This is a genomic window from gamma proteobacterium symbiont of Axiagastus rosmarus (assembly GCF_059730925.1).
Genome location: NZ_AP035925.1, coordinates 74,346 through 96,920, shown reverse-complemented (window position 1 = coordinate 96,920; position 22,575 = coordinate 74,346). Strand labels below are relative to the sequence as shown.

The 22,575-nt window shown below is 56.7% G+C and carries 19 protein-coding genes and 1 tRNA gene; 11 read left to right on the top strand and 9 right to left on the bottom strand.

Annotation, left to right across the window (positions count from 1 at the left end; translation table 11 throughout):
* Positions 1–29 precede the first annotated feature (29 nt).
* The gene (glyS, locus tag AC6I8F_RS00465; protein WP_152390311.1) at positions 30–2,099 is read right to left on the bottom strand and encodes a glycine--tRNA ligase subunit beta; all 2,070 of its coding nucleotides are present in this window, start codon (positions 2,097–2,099) and stop codon (positions 30–32) included.
* 9 nt (positions 2,100–2,108) lie between these two features.
* Positions 2,109–3,020: a glycine--tRNA ligase subunit alpha gene (gene glyQ, locus AC6I8F_RS00460; RefSeq protein ID WP_021506863.1), complete on the bottom strand. Its 912-nt coding sequence runs from the start codon at positions 3,018–3,020 to the stop codon at positions 2,109–2,111.
* A 204-nt stretch (positions 3,021–3,224) separates the two neighbouring features.
* Between glyQ and AC6I8F_RS00455 the strand changes: the two genes are divergently transcribed.
* Entirely contained in the window at positions 3,225–4,220 is a 996-nt protein-coding gene (locus AC6I8F_RS00455; RefSeq protein WP_498028383.1) for an acyltransferase, read from the top strand.
* Here AC6I8F_RS00455 and AC6I8F_RS00450 read toward each other — a convergent pair.
* The 3 genes from AC6I8F_RS00450 to xylA all read right to left on the bottom strand — a co-directional run bounded on the left by AC6I8F_RS00450 (position 4,205) and on the right by xylA (position 8,059).
* Positions 4,205–5,137 (bottom strand): GlxA family transcriptional regulator, encoded by a 933-nt coding sequence (locus AC6I8F_RS00450; RefSeq protein ID WP_141496809.1) that lies wholly within the window; start codon positions 5,135–5,137, stop codon positions 4,205–4,207. The genes AC6I8F_RS00455 and AC6I8F_RS00450 overlap by 16 nt on opposite strands.
* A 139-nt stretch (positions 5,138–5,276) precedes the next feature.
* On the bottom strand, positions 5,277–6,719 hold the full coding sequence (gene xylB, locus AC6I8F_RS00445) for a xylulokinase (protein WP_282955052.1): 1,443 nt from the start codon (positions 6,717–6,719) through the stop codon (positions 5,277–5,279).
* 17 nt (positions 6,720–6,736) lie between these two features.
* On the bottom strand, positions 6,737–8,059 hold the full coding sequence (gene xylA / locus AC6I8F_RS00440) for a xylose isomerase (protein WP_282955053.1): 1,323 nt from the start codon (positions 8,057–8,059) through the stop codon (positions 6,737–6,739).
* Between the two features lie 358 nt (positions 8,060–8,417).
* Here xylA and xylF point away from each other — a divergent pair, with 358 nt between their 5' ends.
* The 5 genes from xylF to AC6I8F_RS00415 all read left to right on the top strand — a co-directional run bounded on the left by xylF (position 8,418) and on the right by AC6I8F_RS00415 (position 13,559).
* On the top strand, positions 8,418–9,410 hold the full coding sequence (gene xylF, locus AC6I8F_RS00435) for a D-xylose ABC transporter substrate-binding protein (protein WP_058758164.1): 993 nt from the start codon (positions 8,418–8,420) through the stop codon (positions 9,408–9,410).
* Positions 9,411–9,437: 27 nt separating this feature from the next.
* Entirely contained in the window at positions 9,438–10,958 is a 1,521-nt protein-coding gene (locus AC6I8F_RS00430; protein ID WP_058758165.1) for a xylose ABC transporter ATP-binding protein, read from the top strand.
* Positions 10,951–12,132, top strand: a complete 1,182-nt coding sequence (gene xylH / locus AC6I8F_RS00425; protein WP_058758166.1) for a xylose ABC transporter permease XylH — start codon at positions 10,951–10,953, stop codon at positions 12,130–12,132. Before AC6I8F_RS00430 ends, xylH begins: the two co-directional genes overlap by 8 nt.
* A gap of 93 nt (positions 12,133–12,225) precedes the next feature.
* On the top strand, positions 12,226–13,404 hold the full coding sequence (gene xylR, locus AC6I8F_RS00420) for a D-xylose utilization transcriptional activator XylR (RefSeq protein ID WP_166712436.1): 1,179 nt from the start codon (positions 12,226–12,228) through the stop codon (positions 13,402–13,404).
* A gap of 60 nt (positions 13,405–13,464) precedes the next feature.
* Positions 13,465–13,559 (top strand) — tRNA-Sec (locus tag AC6I8F_RS00415).
* 147 nt (positions 13,560–13,706) lie between these two features.
* Here the strand turns inward: AC6I8F_RS00415 and AC6I8F_RS00410 are convergent.
* Positions 13,707–14,189, bottom strand: coding sequence for an Hcp family type VI secretion system effector (locus AC6I8F_RS00410; protein WP_150059700.1), 483 nt, complete (start codon positions 14,187–14,189; stop codon positions 13,707–13,709).
* An 82-nt stretch (positions 14,190–14,271) separates the two neighbouring features.
* Here AC6I8F_RS00410 and AC6I8F_RS00405 point away from each other — a divergent pair, with 82 nt between their 5' ends.
* On the top strand, positions 14,272–15,090 hold the full coding sequence (locus AC6I8F_RS00405; RefSeq protein ID WP_150059699.1) for a DUF4225 domain-containing protein: 819 nt from the start codon (positions 14,272–14,274) through the stop codon (positions 15,088–15,090).
* Here AC6I8F_RS00405 and AC6I8F_RS00400 read toward each other — a convergent pair.
* On the bottom strand, positions 15,087–15,413 hold the full coding sequence (locus tag AC6I8F_RS00400; protein ID WP_166712432.1) for a hypothetical protein: 327 nt from the start codon (positions 15,411–15,413) through the stop codon (positions 15,087–15,089). The genes AC6I8F_RS00405 and AC6I8F_RS00400 overlap by 4 nt on opposite strands.
* 653 nt (positions 15,414–16,066) lie before the next feature.
* On the opposite strand from AC6I8F_RS00400, the gene AC6I8F_RS00395 reads away from it, so the two are divergent.
* Positions 16,067–16,915 carry an AraC family transcriptional regulator gene (locus AC6I8F_RS00395; protein WP_058781886.1) on the top strand — a complete coding sequence of 283 codons (849 nt, stop codon included), beginning with the start codon at positions 16,067–16,069 and terminating at the stop codon, positions 16,913–16,915.
* Here AC6I8F_RS00395 and AC6I8F_RS00390 read toward each other — a convergent pair.
* Complete coding sequence (locus tag AC6I8F_RS00390; RefSeq protein WP_166712430.1) at positions 16,872–17,270, bottom strand: helix-turn-helix domain-containing protein; 399 nt, start codon at positions 17,268–17,270, stop codon at positions 16,872–16,874. The two genes, AC6I8F_RS00395 and AC6I8F_RS00390, sit on opposite strands and share 44 nt — an antisense overlap.
* 230 nt (positions 17,271–17,500) lie before the next feature.
* Between AC6I8F_RS00390 and AC6I8F_RS00385 the strand changes: the two genes are divergently transcribed.
* Positions 17,501–17,878 carry a DUF1360 domain-containing protein gene (locus AC6I8F_RS00385; protein WP_498028382.1) on the top strand — a complete coding sequence of 126 codons (378 nt, stop codon included), beginning with the start codon at positions 17,501–17,503 and terminating at the stop codon, positions 17,876–17,878.
* 12 nt (positions 17,879–17,890) lie between these two features.
* Here AC6I8F_RS00385 and AC6I8F_RS00380 read toward each other — a convergent pair whose 3' ends face one another.
* A complete protein-coding gene (locus tag AC6I8F_RS00380; protein ID WP_260642159.1) occupies positions 17,891–18,355 on the bottom strand; it encodes an RrF2 family transcriptional regulator in 465 nt (154 codons plus the stop codon).
* Positions 18,356–18,754: 399 nt separating this feature from the next.
* Here AC6I8F_RS00380 and AC6I8F_RS00375 point away from each other — a divergent pair, with 399 nt between their 5' ends.
* Both AC6I8F_RS00375 and AC6I8F_RS00370 read left to right on the top strand, forming a co-directional pair.
* Positions 18,755–19,387 (top strand): response regulator, encoded by a 633-nt coding sequence (locus tag AC6I8F_RS00375; protein WP_104189529.1) that lies wholly within the window; start codon positions 18,755–18,757, stop codon positions 19,385–19,387.
* Positions 19,384–22,572 carry an ATP-binding protein gene (locus AC6I8F_RS00370; RefSeq protein WP_498028381.1) on the top strand — a complete coding sequence of 1,063 codons (3,189 nt, stop codon included), beginning with the start codon at positions 19,384–19,386 and terminating at the stop codon, positions 22,570–22,572. The genes AC6I8F_RS00375 and AC6I8F_RS00370 overlap by 4 nt, the downstream gene beginning before the upstream one ends.
* Positions 22,573–22,575 lie beyond the last annotated feature (3 nt).

Below are 22,575 nucleotides of genomic sequence, written 5' to 3'. Positions count from 1 at the left end.
CGTCCCTTCGGTTCACTTCTGCCCATCGCTTACTGCAGCAGCGAAATGTCCGCCACCTGCAGGAATAGCTGGCGCAGTTGCGCCAGCAGCGTCAGGCGATTGATACGCACCGCTTCGTCATCGGCATTCACCATGACGTTGTCGAAGAAGTTATCCACCGCTTCGCGCAGCTGCGCCAGCTCCACCAGAGCATCCTGATAGCGGCCTTCCGCAAAGTACGGCTGCAGCTTGTCGCCCAGCGCGGTGACAAAGGTCGCCAGCTGAATTTCAGCGTTCTCTTTCAGCAGGGACGCCTGCACGCTGTCGTTCAGGGTTTCGGTGGCTTTCGCCAGGATATTCGACACGCGCTTGTTAGCCGCCGCCAGCGCCGAAGCCGCTTCCAGCGTACGGAAGTGCGAAACCGCCTTCATACGTGCATCGAAATCGGCCGGACGGGTTGGACGACGCGCCAGCACCGCCTGAATGGTGTCCACGCTGTGGCCCTCTTCCTGATACCAGGCGCGGAAACGACCCAGCATGAAGTCGATGACATCATCAACCACACTGGCGTTGCTCAGCTTGCTGCCGTACAGGCGCACCGCTTCTTCCGTCAGGGTTTGCAGATCGAGCGGCAGGTTCTTCTCAACGATGATACGCAGCACGCCCAGCGCGGCACGACGCAGCGCAAACGGGTCTTTATCGCCTTTCGGATGCTGTCCGATGCCGAAGATACCGGCCAGGGTATCCATTTTATCGGCAATCGCCACGGCGCAGGCCACCGGGCTGGACGGCAGATCGTCACCGGCGAAACGCGGCTGATACTGCTCGTTAAGTGCGACCGCCACATCTTCCGCTTCGCCATCGTGGCGCGCGTAGTGCATGCCCATCACACCCTGGGTGTCGGTGAACTCGAACACCATATTGGTCATCAGGTCGCACTTCGACAGCAGCCCGGCGCGCGTGGCGTGATTGACATCAGCGCCAATCTGCGCGGCAATCCAGCCGGCCAGCGCCTGAATACGGTCGGTTTTGTCACGCAGCGTACCCAGCTCTTTCTGGAACAGCACGGTTTCCAGACGCGGCAGGTTATCTTCCAGACGCTTTTTGCGGTCGGTGTTGAAGAAGAACTCGGCATCGGCCAGACGCGGACGCACCACTTTTTCATTACCGGCAATGATCTGCTGCGGATCGCGCGATTCAATGTTAGTGACGAAGATGAAGTTTGGCAGCAGCTGGCCGTCTTCGGCGTAAACCGGGAAGTATTTCTGATCCCCTTTCATGGTGTACACCAGCGCTTCAGCCGGTACCGCGAGGAACTTCTCTTCAAACTTCGCCGTCAGTACCACCGGCCACTCCACCAGCGAAGCCACCTCTTCCAGCAGGCTGTCGCTCAGGTCGGCTTTACCGCCCAGCTGCTGCGCGGCAGCTTCGGCATCGGCTTTGATTTTGGCTTTACGCGTGGCGTAATCGGCGATCACTTTACCGCGCTCCTGCAGCAGCTGCGGATATTGATCGGCGTTGTCCAGCGTCAATTCCGGCTCGCCCATGAAGCGGTGGCCGCGAATGACGCGATCGGACTGAATGCCGAGGATGGTGGCCGGAATCAGCTCATCACCCAGCAGCAGCGTCACGGTGTGCACCGGACGCACGAACTGCACGTCGCTGGCACCCCAGCGCATCAGTTTTGGAATCGGCAGCTTGCTCAGCGCGGTCGCGACCATCGCCGGCAGCAGCGCCTGCGCGCTTTCGCCTTTTACCGCAGCACGATGCACCAGCCACTCGCCTTTGTCAGTGCTGAGACGCTCAGCCTGCTCTACGGTGATGCCGTTGCCACGTGCCCAGCCTTCTGCCGCTTTAGTCGGCTTGCCTTCGGCATCAAACGCCGCAGCGACGGCCGGGCCGCGCTTTTCTACTTCGCGATCGGGCTGCGCGGCCGCCAGCTGTGCCACCTTCAGCGCCAGACGACGCGGTGCCGCAAACCAGCTGACGTCGCCATGCGCCAGACCGGCGCTGTCGAGCTCAGCGGTAAAGTGCGCAGCAAAGGCTTCTGCCAGGCTGCGCAGGGCTTTCGGAGGCAACTCTTCGGTGCCAATTTCCACCAGGAAAGTTTTATCGGTCATGGCTGCCTCTTACTTATTACGGTTGCACATAGGGAAGCCGAGTGCCTCGCGGGAGGCATAATAGGCTTCCGCCACGGCTTTCGTCAGGGTGCGAATACGCAGGATATAGCGCTGGCGCTCGGTTACCGAGATCGCTTTGCGCGCATCAAGCAGGTTGAAGCTGTGTGCGGCTTTGAGAATGCGCTCATAGGCCGGCAGCGGCAGCGGTTTTTCCAGCGCCAGCAGCTGCTGTGCCTCTTTTTCATACTGCTCGAAGCAGCTGAACAGGAAATCGACGTCGGCGTACTCAAAGTTATAGGTCGACTGCTCCACTTCGTTCTGGTGGAACACGTCACCGTAGGTGGTTTTGCCGAACGCGCCGTCGCTCCAGGTGAGATCGTACACGCTGTCCACGCCCTGGATGTACATCGCCAGGCGCTCCAGACCGTAGGTGATCTCGCCGGTCACCGGCTTACACTCCAGGCCGCCGACCTGCTGGAAGTAGGTGAACTGCGTAACTTCCATGCCGTTCAGCCACACTTCCCAGCCGAGTCCCCAGGCGCCCAGCGTTGGGTTTTCCCAGTTATCTTCGACGAAGCGAATGTCATGCACGCCAGGGTCGATACCGAGCTCTTTCAGCGATCCGAGGTACAGCTCCTGAAGGTTGTCCGGGTTCGGCTTAATCACCACCTGGAACTGGTAGTAGTGCTGTAAACGGTTCGGGTTTTCACCGTAGCGGCCATCGGTGGGACGGCGCGATGGCTGCACGTAGGCGCTCGCCATCGGCTCTGGCCCGAGAGCACGCAGGCAAGTCATAGGGTGAGAAGTGCCAGCGCCCACTTCCATGTCCAGCGGCTGGACGATGGTGCAGCCCTGACGCGCCCAGTAATCCTGCAAGGTCAGGATCAGGCCCTGAAAGGTCTTGGTATCAAACTTTTGCATGTTGAATTCGCACGCGATACGGGTGGATTTAAAAAGAGTGCGACAGTATACCCTTTGACCGCGCATTGTGCAGCCGGAAATCCTGGCGCAGGCGGGTGCGGTTGTGCGGCGGTTAACAGAGAGCTCCGAAATCCAGGCTGTGGGGGTTGTTGGCCCGCTGTGCACTGGCTACCCTTCTTCGCACGGAGTACGCACGAGGAAGCCATGTCGCAAAAAATCTGCTGGATTGATAACTTACGCGCGGTCGCCTGTCTGATGGTGATCGTCATTCACACCACTACCTGGTACATCACCGGACCGATGGCAGTCACCGGACCCAGCTGGGACGTCGCCAATCTGCTTAACTCGGCTTCGCGCGTCTGCGTGCCGCTGTTCTTCATGATTTCCGGTTATCTGTTCTTTGGCGAACGCAGCGCGCAGGGCCGCCATCTGCTGCGCATTGTGCTGTGCCTGCTGTTCTACAGCGCCGTCGCGCTGGCCTACATCACCTGGCTGACGCCAATCAGTGAAGGCCGTTCGCTGCTGAAGCTGTTGCAGAAGCCGGTTTTCTACCATCTGTGGTTCTTCTTCGCTATTATCGGCATCTACCTGCTGTCTCCGCTGATTCAGGTGAAAAACGTGCCGCCGCGCTATGTGGCGCTGCTGGTGCTGGTCCTCGCGGTGATCGCCAATCCGAACACCGTCAGCCAGTCGCTGGGGCCGTTCCACTGGCTGCCGGTCAATCTGTATGTCAGCGGCGACTCGATTTACTACCTGCTGTACGCGCTGCTTGGACGGGCGATTGGCGTGATGGATACCGACAGGCGCGGCATCAGCTGGCTGGCCGGGCTGAGTTTTATCGCCTGCGTCATCGGTATCGCACTTGGCACCAGACAGATGCTGAAGATTAACGGCGCGTTTAATGACACCTGGTATCTTTACTGTGGCCCACTGGTGTTTATCGCGGCGATAAGCCTGCTGGTGCTGTTTAAAAATGTGCTGAACCACCGGCCGCTGCCGCTGCTGGCGACCATTTCACGCTATTCGCTGCCGATTTATGGTTTCCATGCGCTGTTCATTCACTATCTGCGTACCCATCATTACGACGATATGTCGCGGCCGTGGCTCGATCTGCCGTGGGTCTTTGGCTTAACCCTGCTGGGCAGTCTGCTGCTGGCGATGTTGCTGAAACGCGTGGACAAGCATCATCTGGTGAGCTGATCGTCCCAGCGCTGCCGGGCGCGGCGCAGCTGGCGTGCCGAGGAGAAGCCGGCGGCCAGCGCCGCTTTTTCCGCCGCTTCCCCCTGCTGCTGGCGCTGGCGCGCAATCACCAGCCGTAGCTGCTCGTGGTATTCCCGCACGCTGATACCCAAATGCTGGCGAAACAGGCGCGTCAGATGGCGCTCGCTGACGTGGGCGCGTTCGGCCAGCGCGCCCAGCGACCAGTCATGTTCCGGATGCGCAATCATCGCGTCCTGCGCGCGATGAATCGCCGGATGCAGATGATTACGGTAACGCAGCCACGGCGACAGTTGCGGATCGTCACCCGAGCGGCGGAACCACACCACCATTTCCCGCGCCACCGTTAGCGCCTGCCGCGCGCCGCACAGACGGTTGATCAGGTGCAGCGCCAGATCGATACCCGCAGTAATCCCCGCGCTGGTCCAGATGCCGGCATCTTCCACAAACACGCGGTTGTCTTTCACCAGCGCAGCCGGCGCGGCAGCTTTCAGGCGCGGCAACACATCATGGTGCGTGGTGCACTGTACGCCATCCAGCAGGCCAGCCTGCGCGGAGAGCAGCGCGCCGGAGCAAATACACACGAGGGTAATGCGCCGCGTATGAATCGCGCTGCGTTGCTGGCGCAGCCAGTCGCGCGCCTGCCCGGCTGCCCCGGTATCGAACCAGATGCGGGAATCGAACACGCCGGGTACAATCAGCAGGCTGTTATCGGGTAGCGTGGCGGGCAGCGGTGCAATATCAGCAATGGTCATGCCGGTCGAGCAGGTGACGCTCGCCTGCGGGCCGATGTAGTGCAGCGCAAAATGTCCGCCCGCCAGCTGCAGCGTCTCTGCCGGCCCGGTGAGGTCGAGCGCCATAACGCCCGGCAGGACAAGAAAATAGACGGGCTGCGGCATGGTGGGTTCCTCAGGCGATGAAGTGTAACGATGGGAGAAGATGCGCAGCCAAATCCGGCCACGTATCTTCAGCGATTCTTCCCATCATACCCGACTCTGTTCACGCCTTGCGACCTCATCCGGCCATGCGTCAGCCAAATCAGGACATCAGTGGTAACAACTGCTGGTATAGCTGCGCAAAGCGCGCACGGCGCGGCTGATAAGCCTGATGCTGCGCGGCGTCCGGCTGATGGCGCTGCACTAACGCCGGTGCCGGCCATTCGCTGGCCGGTTCCACTGCCAGCTGCGCCAGACGTGCGGCACCGAGCGCCGGCCCCACCTCGCCGCCGTGACAATAATCCAGCGTCAGTCCGCTGATGTCCGCCAGCATCTGCCGCCAGTACGCGCTGCGCGCACCGCCGCCAATCAGCATCACCGTGTTGGGCAGTACGCCACACTCATGCACCGCATCCATGCCTTCCGCCAGCGCAAAGCCCACACCTTCCAGCACCGCGCGCGCCAGTTCCGGCCGGCCGTGCTGGTGCGTCAGGCCAAAGAAAGCCCCCTGTGCCTGCGGATTATTGTGCGGCGTGCGCTCGCCGGAAAGGTAAGGCAAAAACCACACAGGCGTGGCCTGCGCGCTGGCGCGTTCAGCTTCGGCCAGCAGGTGCGGCACATCATCACAGCCGGTCAGCGCAGCGGCCCAGTCCAGACAGGCGGCGGCACTCAGCATCACCGACATCAGATGCCAGCGCTGCGGCAGCGCATGACAGAAACTGTGCACGGCGCGTTGCGGATTGCTGAGATAGCCTTCGCTCACCAGAAAATAGACGCCGGAGGTGCCGAGCGACAGCATGCCCTGTCCTGGCTCAACCATGCCAACGCCGACGGCGCCAGCCGCATTGTCGCCGCCGCCGGCCACCAGCGGCACCGGCTCCATCCCCCAGCGTGCCGCAATTTCCGCCAGCAGCGTGCCGGTAATCTGGTTGCCTTCAAACAACTGCGGCATGTGGCTGCGGTTCAGCCCGCACGCCGCCAGCATTGCATCGCTCCAGTCGCGCTGTGCCACATCCAGCCACATCGTTCCGGCCGCATCTGACATATCGGTGGCGAAATCGCCGCTCATCCGCCAGCGCAGATAATCTTTCGGCAGCAGCACTTTTGCTACCTGCGCAAATATCGCCGGTTCATGCTGCTGCACCCACAACAATTTGGGCGCGGTAAAACCCGGCATCATCAGGTTGCCGGTAATCTGACGCGACGACGGCACGCGCTGCTCCAGCTCGTGACACTGCGCGCTACTGCGCCCGTCGTTCCACAATATCGCCGGACGCAGCACCTGATGCGCGGCGTCCAGCAGCGTCGCGCCGTGCATCTGGCCGCTAAAACCGATGGCGCTGACGTGGCGTAAATCGTGCTGCTGCGCCAGCGCCTGCATGGCACTATCGGTGGCCTGCCACCAGCTTTCGGGATCCTGTTCGCTCCATAGCGGCTGCGGACGCGTCACCTGCAGCGGCGCGCTGGCCGTTGCCTGAACCTGGCCGTGCGCATCCAGCAGCGCCACTTTGACGCCGGAGGTGCCTAAATCGATCCCGATAACCATGCTTCGCTCCCGATGGATTAGAAATTATACAGATAGTGATTCACCAGATTTTCCAGCTGCTCCTGGCGTCCGCTGCGATGCTGCGGATTGAGTTGCTGTTGCTGAGCATGCGCCGCCAGCGAGGCAAGAGAAAACTCACCTTTCAGAATTTGCTGGCCGAACTCACCATTCCAGCCGCTATAGCGCTGCGCCACGCGCTTATCCAGCTCACCATCGCTCACCATACGTGCCGCCACTTTCAGCGCCAGCGCCATGGTATCCATCGCGCCGATGTGGCCATAAAACAGATCGTATTTGTCGGTGCTCTGGCGCCGTACTTTGGCATCAAAGTTTAAGCCGCCGGTGGTGAACCCGCCCGCTTTGAGGATCTCGTACATCACCAGCGCGTTTTCTTCGACGCTGTTCGGGAACTGGTCGGTATCCCAGCCGCACTGGCTGTCACCGCGGTTGGCATCGACCGAACCGAAGATGCCCAGCGCAATCGCCGTCGCAATTTCATGATGGAAAGAGTGACCCGCCAGCGTGGCATGGTTGGCTTCCACATTCACTTTGATCTCTTTTTCCAGGCCAAACTGCCGGAGGAAACCGTAGACCGTCGCGACATCAAAGTCGTACTGGTGTTTAGTCGGCTCCTGCGGCTTCGGCTCAATCAGCAGCATCCCCTGGAAACCGATTTTATGCTTGTGCTCCACCACCATCTGCATGAAGCGCCCGATCTGCTCGCGCTCCTGCCGCAAATCGGTATTCAGCAGCGTCTCGTATCCTTCGCGTCCGCCCCATAGCACATAGTTTTCACCGCCCAGCGTCTGCGTCGCCTGCATCGCGCTGCACACCTGGCTGGCTGCCCAGGCGAAAATTTCCGGATCCGGGCTGGTCGCCGCGCCGGCCGCATAGCGGGGATGCGTAAAGCAGTTCGCGGTGCCCCACAGCAATCTGACGCCGGTTTCCTGCTGTTTTTCCAGCAGCTTATCGGTCATTACCGCCAGGTTTTCCCGGTAGCTGCGCAGCGAATCACCTTCCGGTGACACATCGACATCATGGAAGCAGTAATAAGGCACGTTGAGTTTGTAAAAGAACTCGAACGCGACATCCGCTTTGAGCTTCGCCAGCTGCAGCGCATCGCCATTTTTCTGCCACGGGCGATCAAAGGCCCCCACGCCGAACATATCCGCCCCGTTCCAGCAGAACGTGTGCCAGTAACAGGCGGCAAAACGCAGGTGTTCCGCCATGGTTTTACCCAGAATCACTTCCTGCGGATTGTAATGACGAAACGCCAGTGCGTTAGGGGTATTGGCCCCTTCATAACCAACGCGCTCAAGCTGGTCGAAATAAGCGTGCATGTTGTGCTCCTTAGCATCAGACCCGAATGGTCAGCAGTGAAGCGTTATTTTGCGGAGGCGTAAGCGTTCAGCTCAATTACGATATTTCACACTGAACTTAAGATAATTATTATTTGTGCGGCAGCTCGCAAATCCATGTATTTAATTACATCGCGTACCGGCGCGCAGCGCCGCTGCAAGATTTAACAGATGGCCGCGTAAAATTTCGATCGCGCTCAAAGAATCACAAATAAACAAAAAAACGTAATAGCAGGATAAAAATCAGTAATTGATGTTGTTCACGTCGCGGGGCAACAATTCATCCGCCCTGGTTCATAGCCTTACAACGACAATAGCCTCAACCTACAGGATGACCATGATGAAAATGAGACACACGCTGTTAGCCCTCAGCGCTGCACTGGCCCTGTTCAGCCACGCCGGGCTGGCGAAAGAAGTGAAAATCGGTATGGCGATCGATGATTTACGTCTGGAACGCTGGCAGAAAGACCGGGACATTTTTGTCAGCCAGGCGGAAAAGTCTGGGGCCAAAGTATTTGTCCAGTCGGCCAACGGCAATGAAGAGACGCAAATCTCACAGATTGAAAATATGATCAACCGCGGTGTCGATGTGCTGGTCATCATTCCTTATAACGGTCAGGTATTGAGTAATGTGGTGGCCGAAGCGAAACGCGAAGGCATTAAAGTCCTCGCTTATGACCGCATGATTAATAATGCCGACATCGATTTTTATATCTCGTTTGATAATGAAAAAGTCGGCGAACTGCAGGCCGAAAGTCTGGTTAAACAGGTACCTAAAGGGAACTACTTTTTGATGGGCGGATCGCCGGTGGATAATAATGCACGTCTGTTCCGTGCCGGCCAGATGAAAGTGTTAAAACCTTACATCGATAACGGCAGCATCAAAGTGGTGGGCGATCAGTGGGTTGATGCCTGGCTGCCAGAGAATGCGCTGAAAATCATGGAAAACGCGCTGACCGCTAACAGCAACCACATTGATGCCGTCGTTGCCTCCAACGATGCCACCGCTGGTGGGGCCATTCAGGCGCTGAGCGCGCAGGGACTGGCGGGCAAAGTCGCCATTTCCGGTCAGGATGCCGATCTCGCCGCCATCAAACGCATCATGAACGGCACGCAAACCATGACGGTGTACAAACCCATCACCGAACTTGCCACCGAAGCGGCAAAAATTGCGGTGGAACTGGGCGATGGCAAAACCCCCGCCAGCAACAGCAAGCTGAATAATGGCCTGAAAGAGGTGCCGTCGCGCCTGCTGAAGCCGATTCCGGTCAACAAAGACAACATCGAAAGCACCGTAGTGAAAGACGGCTTCCATAAACAGAGCGAACTCTAAGCGCCTGAAACGCGAAGGAGCAGATCGATGCTGCTGGAAATGAACAACATCACCAAGCGTTTCGGCGCGGTAAAAGCGCTGGATGCCGTCAGCCTGCGGCTCGAAGCCGGTGAAGTCATGTCGCTGTGCGGTGAGAACGGCTCGGGCAAATCGACGCTGATGAAAGTGCTGTGCGGGCTTTACCCGCACGGCGAATTTGACGGCGAAATTCGCTTTGCCGGCGATCGCATCGAGGCGCAAACCATCCGCGACACCGAGCGTAAAGGCATTGTGATTATTCATCAGGAGCTGGCGCTGGTGCGGCAGCTTACGGTCATGGAGAACATTTTCCTCGGTGCCGAGCTCGGTCGCTTCGGTATGGTCGATGATGAAACCATGACGCTGCGCTGCCAGCAGCTGCTGGAGCGGGTCAAACTTAACGTTTCGCCTGCTACCAAAGTTGGCGAGCTCGGTCTCGGCCAGCAGCAGCTGGTAGAGATCGCGCGGGCGCTGAATAAGCAGGTGCGATTGCTAATCCTTGATGAGCCGACCTCGTCGCTCACCGAACAGGAAACCGAAGTGCTGCTTGGGATTATCACTAACCTGCGCGAGCACGGTATTGCCTGCATCTACATCTCCCACAAGCTTAATGAGGTCAAAGCGATTTCGGACACCATCTGTGTGATTCGCGATGGTCAGCACATCGCCACACGGCCAGCGGCCGGGCTGAGTGAAGATGACATCATCACGATGATGGTGGGTCGCGAGCTCACCGCACTCTATCCGCACCAGCCGCACGAGATCGGCGAAACGGTACTGAAAGTGGAAAACCTCACCGCCTGGCATCCGGTCAACCGCCATGTGCGCCGCGTTAATAATGTGTCGTTCAGCCTGAAGCGCGGCGAAATTCTCGGTATTGCCGGGCTGGTGGGCGCAGGACGCACCGAAACGGTCCAGTGCCTGTTTGGTGTCTGGCCCGGTCGCTGGCAGGGCGAAATCTGGATTGATGGCCAGCAGGTGAAGATCGACGATTGCCGGGCCGCGATTGCGCACGGCATCGCCATGGTGCCGGAGGACCGGAAAAAAGATGGCATCGTGCCACTGATGGGCGTGGGGAAAAACATCACGCTGGCCGCGCTGGATCAATACAGCCATCGCTTCTCCACGCTGGATGAAGCCCAGGAGCAGCAGGCGATCAACGATGCTATCCGCCGTCTGCGTGTCAAAACCTCCTCACCCGAGCTGGCGATTGGCCGCCTCAGCGGTGGTAATCAGCAAAAAGCGATCCTCGCCAAATGCCTGCTGCTCAATCCGCGCATTTTGATTCTGGACGAACCGACGCGCGGCATCGACGTCGGCGCTCGCCAGGAGATCTATCTGCTGATTAACGCGCTGGTGCAGCAGGGCATCGCGGTGATTGTTATCTCCTCCGAACTGCCTGAAGTGCTGGGTCTGAGTGACCGCGTATTGGTGATGCACGAAGGGCAAATCAAAGCCGATCTGATTAACGACAACCTGACTCAGGAGCAGGTCATGGAAGCTGCCCTGCGGAGCGAACATTATGCTTAAAACTGAAAGTAGCCAGAGCCTGTCCGGTACCCCGGGCAAGCCAGCGCCGGGCAAGTTTCCGCGCTTCAATCTGCAGGTGCTGGTGATGCTGGGAGCGATTGTGCTTATCGCTCTGTTCTTCACCTGGACCACCGACGGTGCCTGGCTTAGCCCACGCAACGTCTCTAACCTGCTGCGCCAGACCGCCATCACCGGCATCCTCGCGGTGGGCATGGTGTTTGTCATTATCTCGGCGGAGATCGACCTTTCCGTCGGTTCGATGATGGGCCTGCTGGGCGGTGCCGCGGCCATCTTTGACGTCTGGCTCGGCTGGCCGCTGCCGCTGACCATCGTGGTAACGCTGGTGCTTGGCCTGTTGCTGGGCACCTGGAATGGCTGGTGGGTCGCGTACCGTAAAGTGCCCTCGTTCATCGTCACGCTGGCGGGCATGCTGGCGTTTCGCGGCATTCTGGTTGGTATTACCGATGGCACCACCGTAGCGCCAACAACGCCGGCGATGTCGCAGATCGGACAAAGCTATTTGCCCGGCGGCGTCGGCTTTGGCTTCGGCTTCGCCGGTCTGGCACTGTTTATTCTCTGGCAATGGCGGCTACGGCTGCGTCGCCAGCAGCTGGGGTTATCACAACCGGCCGCCAGCGGCACGGTGGCACGCCAGGCGATTACCGCTGTTCTGGTGCTGGGTGCCATCTGGTTGCTGAACGATTACCGCGGCGTGCCGACACCGGTCCTGCTGCTGGCACTGCTGCTGCTCGGCGGCATGTTTATGGCCACACGCACCGCCTTCGGACGACGGATTTATGCTATCGGCGGCAACATTGATGCAGCGCGCCTGTCGGGCATCAACGTGGCGCGCACCAAGCTGGCGGTGTTCGCCATCAACGGCGTCATGGTGGCTATTGCCGGCCTGATCCTCAGTTCACGTCTTGGTGCTGGCTCGCCCTCAGCGGGCAATATTGCCGAACTGGACGCCATCGCTGCCTGCGTGATTGGCGGCACCAGCCTGGCGGGCGGCGTCGGTTCGGTGGCCGGCGCGGTGATGGGCGCCTTCATCATGGCGTCTCTGGATAACGGCATGAGCATGATGGACGTGCCGACCTTCTGGCAGTACATCGTTAAAGGGGCGATTTTACTGCTGGCGGTGTGGATGGATACGGCTACGCGCCGCCGGGTGTAATCGCGTGGGCGATCACAATGTGGCGCAAACAATTTCTGCTGCCTTTTCCGCCGTGCTATGCAATGCGCAACAGGTTTAAGGGAGCGCGCCACGATGCACGAAAAACGTTACCGTATTACGCTGCTGTTTAACGCCAACAAGGTGTATGACCGTCAGGTGGTGGAAGGGGTCGGCGAGTATCTGCAGGCTTCGCAAACCGACTGGGATATCTTCATTGAAGAGGATTTCCGCTGCCGCATCGACAACATCCGCGAATGGCTGGGCGACGGCGTCATTGCGGATTACGACGACAGCTCGATCGAGAGCCTGCTCAGCAATGTGCCGGTGCCGATTGTCGGCGTTGGTGGCTCTTATCACCGGCAGCAGGATTATCCGCCGGTGCACTACATCGCCACCGACAACGCTGCGCTGGTGGAGAGTGCCTTTCTGCATCTGAAAGAGAAAGGCATTCATCGCTTTGCGTTTTACGGCCTGCCCGCCGCCAGTGGCAAACGCTGGGCGCAGGAGCGCGAGCAGGCGTTTCGCCAGCTGGTGATGCGCGAGCGCTATCAGGGCGTGGTGTATCAGGGGATGGAAACCGCGCCGGAAAACTGGCAGCACGCGCAAAACCGCCTCGCCGACTGGCTGCAAACGCTACCGCCGCAGACCGGCATTATCGCGGTGACCGACGCGCGTGCACGCCATTTGCTGCAGGCTTGTGAACACCTGAAAATTCCGGTACCGGAGAAGCTCAGCGTAATCGGTATCGATAACGAAGAGCTGACGCGCTATCTGTCCCGCGTGGCGCTCTCTTCGGTAGCCCAGGGTACGCGCCAGATGGGTTATCAGGCCGCCAAACTGCTGCATCGTCTGCTCGATCGGCAAACGCTGCCGCTGCAACGCATTCTGGTGCCGCCGGTAAAAGTCATTGCCCGCCGCTCTACCGATTTTCGCTCGCTGCGCGATCCGGCGGTGATTCAGGCGATGCATTACATCCGCTTTAACGCCTGTAAAGGCATCAAGGTCGAACAGGTGCTGGATGCGATTGGCCTGTCGCGCTCCAATCTGGAAAAACGTTTTCGCGATGAGACCGGCGACACCATTCACGCCATGATTCACCGCGAGAAGCTGGAGAAAGCGCGTGAACTGCTGGCCTGCTCTTCATTGAATATTAATGAAATTTCGCAGATGTGCGGCTATCCTTCCCTGCAGTACTTCTATTCGGTGTTTAAGAAAAGCTACGCCACCACGCCAAAGGAGTATCGGCAGCATCACGGCGAGAAGGTGCAATAACGCCCCGCTGCGATCAAGATTTTACCGCCAATTGCCGCTATACTGCGCGGCATCTTCAAAGGAAGATCGTCGTCTCCGGTGAGGCGGCCGGATTTCAAATCCGGTTGGGGCCGCCAGCGGTCCCGGGCAGGTTCGACTCCTGTGATCTTCCGCCAATTTGCTTTTTCTGAATTCCACCGCTTCAGGTGATCATTTTTACAACCTATAATTAGCGCTAACTCTAATCTTTCGTTAACGCTAATGAACGCATCTGAGAGAACTACCTTAAATATTTACAGGGTGCCTTTCAGATACGTACTCATTCAAGCTTCCTTATTACTTTTAATATCCCATCCCGACTGCGACTCAGCACCTTTACCGCCAGAGGAAGACTGTTCCCAATACTGAATCTTAACTTTTGAAGCCTGAAACTGATAAGATAAGGCTAAAAGCTCTGAATGGTTTGCTCCATTGAAGAGAACGTTGGTAATAAGGACATCTTCCAATGTTATCCTGCAATATTCAGTTTGGCTGCCCCCTGCCTTACAGGCGGAAAGTTCCACCTTACTAATATGGTTGCCGTTCGAGACATACTTCATCACTGCTGGTGTGGCTTTGTCGATATGAGTCTGAACTGTTAGGTCCCGGTACTGCACTTTTCCTGCACCACCACCGCCACCCACACTCATGTTGCCTGGCTGACTGGCACCCCAGGTAAAAGAATCAACATTAATCCATCCCTTATGATTCGAGTCTTGAGATTCGCCTGTGATGCCTTCAATTTTGAGAAAAATATCAATGCTCATTTGTCTTCCTTTTCGACTCCAGTTATTTTAGGATCTGATTAGCCCTGTTAATTGAAAGCTATGTTTACACAAAGGTATCGTTATGGACAACTACTGGAATAAGAACAGATTTTCAGATTACTTCCTCACAATGGGTAATCTTCAGGCAAATCAACTAGTAAGCTTAGCTAACAATCTTTCTCTCATTCATCTGAAAGATGGAATGCTTAGGATGCGATTTCATGATGAAGTACGGGACTTCATTAATCTTCAACTTAATACCATCCGTTCTGCTACCAGCGATGAACAATGTCAGGAGTGCATTCAGAATCTTAAGAAAGAGTCTCATAACCTTTCAATTCAGGACAGAATGCTCAGAACCGGCCAGGCGACGATATCCTCATCAGTAAAGTTCTACCATGATAATGAAAAGGTCATCGGTTATGTTATTGACGGTATAAGCGTTGTCCTAAGTGGCTTACAAATTGTGGCAGGGGCGGGTGTATTAGTCGGGTCTGCAGCAACAGGCAATGTGCTAGGCGTAATCGCCGGTTCAACACTCATTATGAATGGTGTAGGTTCAGGTATTGAAGGAATTGGAAAGCTGAGAGGTGTACCTAACCCTTCAAATCCGGTCAGAGACGCATATGAGGATATAGCTGAGTTTTTTGGATTTGACCAAAGGCTGGGATTACTTGCATATCAGGTAGTTGATTTAACCACCTCTTATTATGGTATTTTCAAACTTACATTAAAGCCGGAAGCCTGGAGATTATACAAATATCTTCCTGCTGATTATTATCGCAAAGTTCAGACTATGAGCAAGCCCGCCCTTGCTATAAAAGGTGCAGGAGCGGCGATCAAAGGGACTGGAATAGGTTTGAATCTTTATCAAATGCAAAACAACCCTGCAAATAATTAACTATTATCGTTCTTCTTAATAAACCTATAGGCTTTCCAGGATAATCTCAATGGAGTAACGAAATAGATAATCAAAAAAGCGAAGCCAAGGACAATCACATAAGAGAGGAAATCTGATTTATCGGCATTAAGGGCACCATATAATCCTATGAGGATCAATATAGATACTCCGATAACACCTCCCCAAAAACGTTTGCTTAAATCAATAACCAGAGTTTTAAGGGTATCAGATTGGGACTCATCCTTTTTTACGATACTCCTGAGCTTACCGATATCTTTACTAGTGAAACCATTATCAAACAGCTTTTTCTCATATTCGTTCATATAAATCATCCCGATTAGACATCCTGTTCCGAATCAAATATATCACAATCCAATGATGAAAAGCCACATGAAATCCAGGTATGCCACGCCAGTTTGATTGAAATATGAATACAAAGTGGCATGGCTCCAATACCCATCTCAATTTATAAAATAAAAAATACATCAATCCACTCTTCGTCATATAAATCAATGAATTAATAAGTTTTGATATTAACAACCAAGCCTGAGGATTTAAAGTAGCTTCTGGCTTATACGCTCTCACTCAGACTCGTTAGATATGAATCATTAAAAAACTTGCACGAAACTCAAGTTTGATGTGCTGCCTGCAAATCCGGTATCAATTAAGCATAAATGAAACCGGAATCACTACCCTCAAATTCATAAAGTCATCAGACCAAAAGGGCAACACTGTCTTTGCTCGGAACGCTCATAATTTTTCAGGTTTTTAGTTATTGCTGCGATCTGCTGCCAGATTCAGTAAACCGGCTTGTGCTGAATGACTTGATCGGTAGTATGAATGTGAGAGCTGCCCGGTTCTTGTATCAGGTTCAACTCTCCGGTCAAAACCAGTAGCTATGAATCTCTTAAATTCATAATTTAAAAACATCACCCTACATCGGTGATCTTCCGCCACTCACCACTCAGGCCCAGCCATGCTCATCCATCCATCCGACAACCTTCCGTTCTCTGGCGATCCGCGTAAGGAAGAGCTGCGCCAGCGGCTGATGCGACCGGATGCGCCCAAAGTCATTGCCGTGTCACTGTCGAAGGAGCTGGATCGCGAGCGACGCACGCATCGTCATGCCGCCGGTCAGCTGTTTTGTCTGCGCCAGGGATTGATGACGGTGAACACCTCGTCGGGCATTTTTGCTAACCCGCCGCGGCTGGTCGGCTGGATTCCGCCGTGGTTTGACCATGCCCTTGTCGGGCCGGGGCGCGTGCTGGGCTGGACGGTACTGATTGACGAAGCGCTGGCTGCGCCGTTGCCGGATCGGCCGGTGCTGCTCTCCTGCCCGACCGTGCTGGAGCCGCTGGCAGAACGGCTGGCGGTGCTGGAGCCTGAACTGTGGAGCAGCGCGCGCTATACCCGGCTGGGTCAGGTGTTTCTTGATGAACTGTACGAATCCACGCCGCAGGAACTCACCCTGCCGCTGCCGGATGAGCCGCGGCTGCGGCAGATTGCACGCCTGCTGATGGACGATCCGGCTGATACACGCACCGGGCCGGAGCTGGCGCAGTGGGCTGGTCTGAGCGCGCGCAGCCTGAGTCGCCACTGGTCCAGCGCGGTTGGCATGAGCCTGAGTAAATATCGTCAGGTGTCGCGCCTGCTGAAATCGCTGGAAGGGCTGGCGGCAGGCCACAGTGTGCAGCAGGTTGCCTGGCAGGTGGGCTTCGACAGCGTCAGCAGCTATATCAGCGCGTTTCGCGCCGCCTTCGGCTCAACGCCAGGCAAATACTTTACGACGCCAGCCGACTCTGCGAATGCAGCATCAGCAGGCTAGCCGGACCGTCAATCGGTGGCAGGCTGTGCCGGTATTTGCGGCGATAAGCGCCCGGCGGCAGGTCAAACATGCGCCGAAAGGTGCGGCAGTAGGTTTGCTGTGAATCGAAGCCAAACTGCAGCGCAATCTGCATCAGCGACGTGTTACTGCTGAGCAGGGTGATGACGGAAGCCGTCAGCTTGCGTTCACGGATATAGGCTCCCAGCGCCACGCCAGTGTAGCTGCGGAACAGCCGCTGCAAATGCCACTGCGAATAACCGGCCCGCTGTGCGACCGTCTCCAGCATGAGCTTTTGTTCAATATTCGCCTCTATCCACATCATCAGCTGATGCATAAAAGCTGCGTTAATATCCATCCTCTCCTCCTGATGCCGTGGTGCGACTCAATCTGCGACATTGTAAAAACAGGACGACTGGCTGTGTTTGCGCATAAAGCCAATAAATAGCGATAACTCGCCAATATACTCTCCCATGTTCAGGCGCGGGAAACCGCAGTTGCGGCATGACCCATCATGTAATACTGTAAGTTACATGAAAGATGATCAGCAGCTCTCACTGCGCTTAACGACATGAAGGAGAAAAGTCTATGCAAGCATTTATAACGTCTGAATTGGGTGTCTGTGTGGCGATTGCGCTAGCCTCAGCCAGCATCGCGATGACCATGACGCAGACCGAACTGTTTGCCGGTTTGCGCGCCTGGACCGCACGCAAACACGCCTTGCTCGGTCATCTGTTTCACTGTTTCTATTGCCTGAGCCATTGGGTGGTGTTTGCCGCGATGCTGATTTACCACCCAACGCTGCTGAACAGCGGTTGGCCGCTGGTCGACTGGTTCATGACAGCCTTCATCACGCTGACGCTGACCACGTTTGTCAGCGGTATGATGTTTAAAGTGTTTCAGGCCGCCGTCACCACGCATGTGATGAAGCATGACGCGCAGATCAAATTGCAGAAGCAGGATTAACGGCCGCGCGGGTTAGTCGCTGCAGCGCGGAAAGGTGTGCGGATCCAGCCCGAGGCTGGCCATTTTTTGCAGGTAATCGTCGGCGATGTCCGCCACGGTAATCTGGCTAAAGCGCTGCAGCAGTAACGCTTCGGCTTCACCCAGCGCCTGGTCGAGCCGGGCGTCTACCGCATGTTCCACCAGGCAGGGCGAAGGATCGGCCGCCGGGCCAATGCTGAACAGCGCCGGTGAGCCGATGGCCTGGTACACATCCAGCAGCGTGATATCGCGCAGGTCCGCGCGCAGCTCCCAGCCGCCGCCGTGCCCCTTTTCCGACACCAGATACCCCTTTTCACGCAGCCCTGACATCATGCGACGCACCACCACCGGGTTGGTGCCGAGCATTTTTGCCATGGCATCGGAAGTAGTGCGTTTAACGTGACGATCAAGATGAATGAGCGCGTGCAGCGAGCGGGACAGGCGGTTATCGCGTGGCATGGACGTTTCCTCTGAAATTCCCGCTACTGTAGCAAACCATGCTGGCGGCAACAATTTATCCCGGCTGAGGGTTGATGGCGCCCTGACCAGGCATCCGCGTTAATCAGGCTGCCAAATGGGAAAAGGCAGACCGCCACAGTAAAAGAAATTACGGTGAAAAGGCGATTGGGCATCAGTTAATTAATTAATGAACTAAGTGACAGAAACGGAATGTATATTTCCCACCAGGAAACAAAACTCCCCTAGGCGGAATAATAAATTCCTTTTTGAAATTAAATTCACTCTGTAGGACATAGACTACAAATAATTATTTTATTGTTCTTGATCATACGCAATATATAAAATTCAGCGAGCGGCTAAAGTTTGACCTGTCATTCACTCATCAGGAAAAGGTTAACTATGGCTCAGGTCGTTGTGGTTGATGACCATCCGATCGCGCGGATGGCCGTTCGTTATTTGCTGGAACAAAATGGACATACGGTGCTGGCCGAAAGCGCCGATGGCCGGGAAGCGGTAACGTTGATTCAGCAGCAGCAGCCGGATATCGTCATCATTGATATCGACCTGCCGTCGCTGGACGGAATTGAAGTGGTTAAGTCGTTGCGCGATCAGAGTTTTCCAGGAAAAATCATTGTTATCTCCGGGAAAAATGAAAACGTGTATGCCGTGCAGAGCCTGCGCAGCGGCGCCAATGGCTTTGTCAGTAAAAAAACCGATATGCCAGAGATCGCCACTGCTATTCAGGCGACACAACGTGGTTACGGTTATTTCCCGCTGGGCGGTTTTATGCAGCAAATGGAGCAGGAAAGCACGCAGGCGGAGAAAAAAATGATTGAATCATTGTCACCACAGGAGTTTCAGGTTTTTCATCACATTATTAAGGGCCTGAATAATATGCGCATCGCGGCGCGGATGGGCGTCAGTAATAAAACCGTCAGCACTTATAAAAGCCGGTTAATGGATAAACTGCACTGCAAAACCATGAGTGATTTATTTGCTTTCGTGCATCGCAATCAAATGGAAGCCTCATGATCCGTCTGCTGATGTTTATCGGACTGGTGCTGTGCTGCAGCCCCACGGTGGCGCAGCCGATGCCACAGCTCTATATTCCGCTGGAGCGGGAACCGCTGGCACCGCTGATACCGCAACTGTCGCAGGACGATTGGCAGGCATTGCGTCAGTTGCCCACGCTGCGCATTGCGCTGTGGGCGCCCGATATTCCGCCTTATCTCACCTTCCTTGATATGTCATCTGAGGAAAAAAACGTGGAAGGCGTATTTGCTGATTACGCCCGGCTGATAGGCCAGGCACTCGGCATGCGGATAGAGATGCTGCGCTATGCCGATCGTGACGCGGCGCTGGCCGCTATCGCTGCCGACCAGGCTGATATGCTGTTTAGCAAAGCCGGGAACACTGTGCCTTCCAACGCCCAGCTGGACGCCTCACACAATCTGCTGATCAACCGACCGGTGGTGGTGACCCAGCGCGATCGCGCCATGCAGCCGGTGCCTTATGCAGCGCCAGTCAGACTGGCGGTGGACCAGCACTATCTCAGCGACAGCGCAATCCGGGCGCAATTTCCTCAGGCGCACATCATGCGTTATGCCTCCAGTCGCGTCGCGCTGTCGGCGCTGGCGACCGGCGAGGCGGATTACGTGCTCGATAATCTGACCTCCGCCAGCTTTTTAATTGAACGCAACTACCTCAATCAGCTGGCGCTGGCCGACATTCTCGCCCCACGCGCGCAGGATGCCAGTCGGCTACTGGTGAGTCAGCGCAGGCCGGTATTGCTGCGTGCGATAAATCGCGTCATCGCGGCGATCCCCGCAGAGCAGCATCGCGCGATCTCACGCCAGTGGACACAGCGCCCGGACATCTGGCGTCTGCAGCAGCCGCTGGCGCTTACGGCTGCTGAACAGCGCTGGCTACAGCAGCACGGCAGCGTGCGCGTGGGTTTTAATCCGTTTTTTGCGCCACTGGCGCTGCTGGATGGACGTAATCAGTTTCAGGGCATCAGTGCCGAACTGCTGCACCAAATCCACCTGCGCACCGGTATCAATTTTGTCGCCGTGCCGGAGTATCACGAAGACACGCTTCTGATGCAGCTTCAACAGCATAAAATCGACATGGTGGCCGCACTCTCCTATAACGCGCAGTGGCCAGGCCGTTTTACCCAGCCGTGGCTGCACACGCCGTTTGTGCTGATTACCGCCGCTACCGCGGGTGCACCCGCCGCGCTGCACTCGGGCTTACGTATCAGCGTAATGAAAGGCAGCCCGGTCATTGGCTGGCTGCAGCAACACTATCCTGAAGTACAGCTACAGCTGGTAGACAATGCCAGTCTCGGCATGCAGCAAGTGGTGGAAGGCAAAGCCGATGGCATGGTGCATAACCAGCTGGGCGCCGCTTACCTGATCAAACGCTATTTTTCCGGACGGATGCGCATTGCCCAGCGCGTCGGCACCCAGCCCGCTCACATCAGTTTCGCCGTGCACGCTGGCGATCCCGAGCTGCTCAGCATCATGAATAAGGCCCTGAATGAAATATTACCCAGTGAGATCTCGCAGCTCACCAGCCGCTGGCAGGGTACGCCCGAGGTGACGGCCAGCAGCTGGCCACTGTATCGCACGCCATTTTATGCGCTGGCGGGCGTGGCAGCCGTCGTCTCCCTCGCCTGCCTGCTCTGGGTGTATCAGCGCGGCCGGGAAATCCGCCGCCGCCGCCGGGCGCAGCGGCAATTGCAGATCGCCCGCGATCGTGCCGATCGTGAAAATCAGGCCAAAAGCCGTTGGGTTGCTACCGTGAGCCATGAGATTCGCAATCCGGTCAACGCGATCATCGGCCTGCTGGCGCTGGAAGCGCGTAAGGCCGGTGCCAGCGAGGCGCTGCTGACTGCATGGCAATCGGCACAGGCATTAAGCGGCCTGGTGGGCGATATTCTGGATATGGCGAAGATTGAGCGCGGGCAGCTGACGCTGGCACCGCAGTGGCATAGCATCGCGACCCTGTGCCAGCCGGTACTGCAGCTCTATCAGGGGCTGGCGCATGAAAAAAACCTTACGCTTACCTATCACACTACGCTGCCTGATCTTGAAGTCTGGGTTGATGCGCCGCGCCTGCGTCAGGTGATCGCCAATTACATCAGCAACGCCATTAAATTCACGCCGCAGGGAAACGTGGCGGTGTATCTCAGCGGTGAGCAAAACGCCACTGGCGAACTGGTGCTGGAAATTGAAGTGCAGGATAGCGGCATTGGCATCAGCGAACAGGAGCAACAGCAGCTGTTTCAGCCATTTGCGCAGACCACAGCCGGTCGTCAGCAAACTGGCAGCGGACTGGGGCTGGTGATCAGCGCGCAGCTGCTGCAACAGATGCAGGGCAGCATGCGCCTGCACAGCGAGCCGGGTGAAGGCACCCTGGTTCACGTCACGCTGCCGCTGCCGAGTCGTGCACCGCCGCCGGTAGCCCTGTGCGCGACTGATGCGCCCCCCGCCGTGCCGGCACTGCATATCCTGGTGGTTGACGATCATCCGGCGAATTGTTTGCTGCTGACCCGTCAGCTGGAAGCGCTGCAGCATCGTGTTACTGCGATCGGCCAGCCTGACCTCGCACCTGAGATCATCGCAACACAGCAAATTGACGCGGTAATCACCGATTGCCATATGCCGCAGATGGATGGTTTTACGCTGACCAGTGTGTTACGTCGCCGTGGTTATCGTCACAAAATCATCGGACTTACCGGCAGTGCACTGGTTGAGACGCGCGAACGCGGCCTCGCGGCTGGTATGGATGCGTGCCTGTTTAAGCCGCTGCATCCGGATCAGCTTAACGCTGCCCTGGCGCAGCCTGTTGCCCTGCCGGCATTGCTGTCTTTGCCGCAGCTGCGCGCCATGGTGCACCACGATGACGATATGGTGGCAAAACTGCTGCCCAGGGTATGCGAAGAGAATCAGCGCGATTTGCAACAGGCCCAGCAGGAACTGGCGCAGCAGCAGTGGCCGGCGCTGGCACGCACGCTGCACCGGCTGGCCGGGGCAGCTCAAATTATCTATGCAGCAGATATCAATCAGCTTTGCCAGCAGCTGGAGCAGGCCTGCGTCGATGCGCGCGATGGCGACCTGCTCAGCGTGGGTCTGGCTGGCCTGACTACGCGTATCGAGCAGCTACAGCTGGCCATTGATTGCTGGCTGCCGTTCAATCGTGTTGTAAAGCAATAAACA